Source organism: Porticoccus sp. (assembly GCF_041592135.1).
Taxonomy (GTDB): Bacteria; Pseudomonadota; Gammaproteobacteria; order Pseudomonadales; family Porticoccaceae; genus Porticoccus.
Genome location: NZ_JBFHQR010000192.1, coordinates 1 through 2931 on the forward strand (window position 1 = coordinate 1; position 2931 = coordinate 2931).

At 59.7% G+C, this 2931-nt stretch carries 5 protein-coding genes and 1 pseudogene; all 6 read left to right on the forward strand.

Annotated features, from left to right (window positions below; genetic code table 11):
* A pseudogene (locus ABY948_RS11890) lies at positions 1 to 396 on the forward strand (ubiquinone biosynthesis regulatory protein kinase UbiB); the annotation flags it as partial.
* Between the two features lie 66 nt (positions 397 to 462).
* Positions 463 to 846: a phosphoribosyl-AMP cyclohydrolase gene (hisI, locus tag ABY948_RS11895; RefSeq protein ID WP_461482750.1), complete on the forward strand. Its 384-nt coding sequence runs from the start codon at positions 463 to 465 to the stop codon at positions 844 to 846.
* Positions 843 to 1175: a phosphoribosyl-ATP diphosphatase gene (locus ABY948_RS11900; protein WP_461482751.1), complete on the forward strand. Its 333-nt coding sequence runs from the start codon at positions 843 to 845 to the stop codon at positions 1173 to 1175. The genes hisI and ABY948_RS11900 overlap by 4 nt, the downstream gene beginning before the upstream one ends.
* Positions 1176 to 1196: 21 nt before the next feature.
* Positions 1197 to 1400, forward strand: coding sequence for a Sec-independent protein translocase subunit TatA (locus ABY948_RS11905; RefSeq protein ID WP_461482752.1), 204 nt, complete (start codon positions 1197 to 1199; stop codon positions 1398 to 1400).
* A 47-nt stretch (positions 1401 to 1447) separates the two neighbouring features.
* On the forward strand, positions 1448 to 1792 hold the full coding sequence (gene tatB, locus ABY948_RS11910; protein WP_461482753.1) for a Sec-independent protein translocase protein TatB: 345 nt from the start codon (positions 1448 to 1450) through the stop codon (positions 1790 to 1792).
* Positions 1789 to 2541: a twin-arginine translocase subunit TatC gene (tatC, locus tag ABY948_RS11915; RefSeq protein ID WP_461482754.1), complete on the forward strand. Its 753-nt coding sequence runs from the start codon at positions 1789 to 1791 to the stop codon at positions 2539 to 2541. The genes tatB and tatC overlap by 4 nt, the downstream gene beginning before the upstream one ends.
* The last annotated feature ends 390 nt before the right edge of the window (positions 2542 to 2931 follow it).

A 2931-nucleotide genomic window follows, 5' to 3' on the forward strand; every position in this document is an offset into this window, starting at 1 on the left:
ATCGAGGGCCTCGGCCGCCAGCTCTACCCGGATCTCGACCTGTGGGCCACCGCCCACCCCTTCCTGGAGCGCTGGCTGAAGGAGCGCTTCCAGCCCAATGCCCTGGTGGAACAGTTGAAACGCCACGGCCCGGAATGGCTGGAACAGTTTCCCCAGGTGCCACAGCTGATATTCCACACCCTGGAGCGCCTGCAGACCCGGGAGTCCCCGCAGCCGAAGCCGGCCGCGCTAACGGCCAGTCCGGAAAAGCGCCGCTGGCGCATCTGGAGCGGCGCTGCACTGCTGGGTATCGGTCTCGGCAGCGCCTACCCCCAGTGGCTGGACCAGCTCCAGCAGATGCCTGCCGGCAGCCTGCTGGTGGCGGGCACCGGGCTGTTGCTGCTGTTACTCAAATAGCCTTCCGGCCCACCCGGCCCGCAAATCCGTATTGCCGATCCCCCGACAACTGTCATAATGGCGCCCATGACTGACTTTCTCGACGACATAAGCTGGAACGAAGATGGCCTGTTGCCCGCCGTGGCACAGGATGCCAACAGCGGCCGTATCCTGATGGTGGCCTGGATGAATCGCGAAGCCCTGTCACTGACCGCACAGGAGCAGCGCGCCGTGTACTGGTCCCGCTCCCGCCGCAAGCTGTGGCGCAAGGGTGAGGAATCCGGCCATGTGCAGACGGTGAAGGAAATCCGCCTCGACTGCGACGGCGATGTGATCGTGTTGCAGGTGGAACAGCTGGGGGGCATCGCCTGTCACACCGGCCGCGAATCCTGTTTTTACCGGGTTCTCAAGGATGGCCAGTGGCACAGCGTCGACCCGGTGCTCAAAGACCCCGGAGAGATCTATTCATGAGCGACGTACTGGCGAAACTGACCCAGGTGCTCGAGGCGCGCAAGCAGTCCCAGCCGGACCAATCCTATGTGGCCAGCCTGCATCACAAGGGGCTCAACAAAATTCTCGAAAAAGTGGGCGAGGAAGCGGTGGAAACCATCCTCGCCGCCCGAGATGCCGAACTGAGTGGCGACAACAGCAAGCTGGTCGGCGAAACCGCCGACCTGTGGTTTCACTCACTGGTGATGCTGTCCCACCTCGGCGAGAATGCCCAGTCCGTACTGGACGAACTGGAACGCCGTTTTGATCTGTCGGGCCTGGAGGAAAAGGCCCGGCGCAACCCAACCTGATTGCGACAAGGTGAGAGACTTATGGGCTTTGGCTGGCAGGAACTGTTAATTATTCTGGTGATTGTGGCGCTGATTTTCGGCACCAAGAAACTGAAAAATATCGGCTCTGACCTCGGCGGTGCCGTCAAGGGATTCAAGGACTCCATGTCCGGAGACAAGCAGGGTGAAGACACACCCGGCGCTGACAGCGATGCCAAGAGCGAAAAAAAAACGCCCCTTGAATAGCACCTGCCCTTTGCCCGGCACGTCTTTGACTCCCCGACTGTTGCATCATGTTTGATATCGGCTTTTCCGAACTGCTGCTGATCGCCGTGGTGGCCCTGGTGGTCATGGGCCCGCAGCGCTTGCCACAGGCCATGCGCACCCTGGCGCTGTGGCTGGGCCGCGCCCGGCAGATGTTCAACAACCTGCGCCGGGAACTGGATCATGAAATCGGCATGGACGAGGTCCGCCGCCAGCTCCACAACGAACAGATTCTGCGCGAATTGAAGTCCACTGCCCACGAGATCGAAAGCCCCCCCGGCGAAGCGGGGAGCCCGGCTGCGCCCGAGGCCAGGGATAGCTCCAGCGAAAATTCTGATCAGCAACAACCGCCACAGGAACCGCCCCGGCCATGAGCGACGAGGAACTGCTCAGCCAGCCCTTTATCGAGCACATCGTCGAACTGCGCAACCGCCTGTTGCGCTGTGTGATGGTGGTGCTGGCCATTTTTGCCGGCCTGTTTGCCTTCAGCAATCAACTCTATCTCTACATTTCCGAACCGCTGCGGGCCCACCTGCCCGAGTCCTCCACCATGATCGCCACCGATGTGGCATCGCCATTCCTGACCCCCTTCAAGCTGACCATGGTGTTGTCCCTGTTCGCCGCCATGCCCTTTATCCTCTACCAGATCTGGGCATTTGTGGCGCCGGGACTGTACCAGCGGGAAAAGAAGATCGTGCTGCCGCTGTTCTTCTCCAGCGTGGCGCTGTTTTACGGTGGCATGGCCTTCGCCTACTACGTGGTGTTTCCACTGGTGTTCATGTTTTTCACCAGCGTGGGCCCGGAAGGCGTGGCGGTGATGACCGATATCCGCAGCTACCTGGACTTTGTGCTGAAGCTGTTTTTTGCCTTCGGTATCAGTTTTGAAATCCCCATCGGCGTAGTGATCCTGTCCTGGATGGGCGCGGTGGAGCCGGACAAGCTGGGGCAAAAGCGCCCCTACGTGTTCGTCATCTGCTTTGTGCTGGGCATGCTGCTGACCCCCCCGGACGTGCTCTCGCAGATCCTGCTGGCGGTGCCAATGTGGCTGCTGTTCGAAATCGGCATCTTCTTTGGCAGGCTGGTGCGGCCCGCCAACTCCGATACCGACCTGTCGCAATCATAGGTACGGGATTCCACGGTTCGATAGTGCACCAATAGTGGTAGTTGATTTGCAAATATAGTGCAGTCGGGCTCGCCCCTTCCCCAAAATACCCCAGCAAAAAACCATCTTTTCCTTCCATTTCAATACATTGCCAGCAAATTACCGCTTGGCATTCATTATGCATAGTCCCTTTTAACAACCGCCACCTGAACGATTCGGGCCGCGCGGACAATCTCTTTACAGGTAACGGGGCCTGTTGGCTTGCTGATTTGAGCGGCGGGCCAGCAGGCTTTTTGTTTGGTGAACCCGGGTCCATGACAGCTTTGAATCGCGACCTTGTCGCCCACCACAACGACGCTGCAACCGCCCAGGCAGACATGCCCCTGTCGGCTCACTCACGGGTGATTGTGA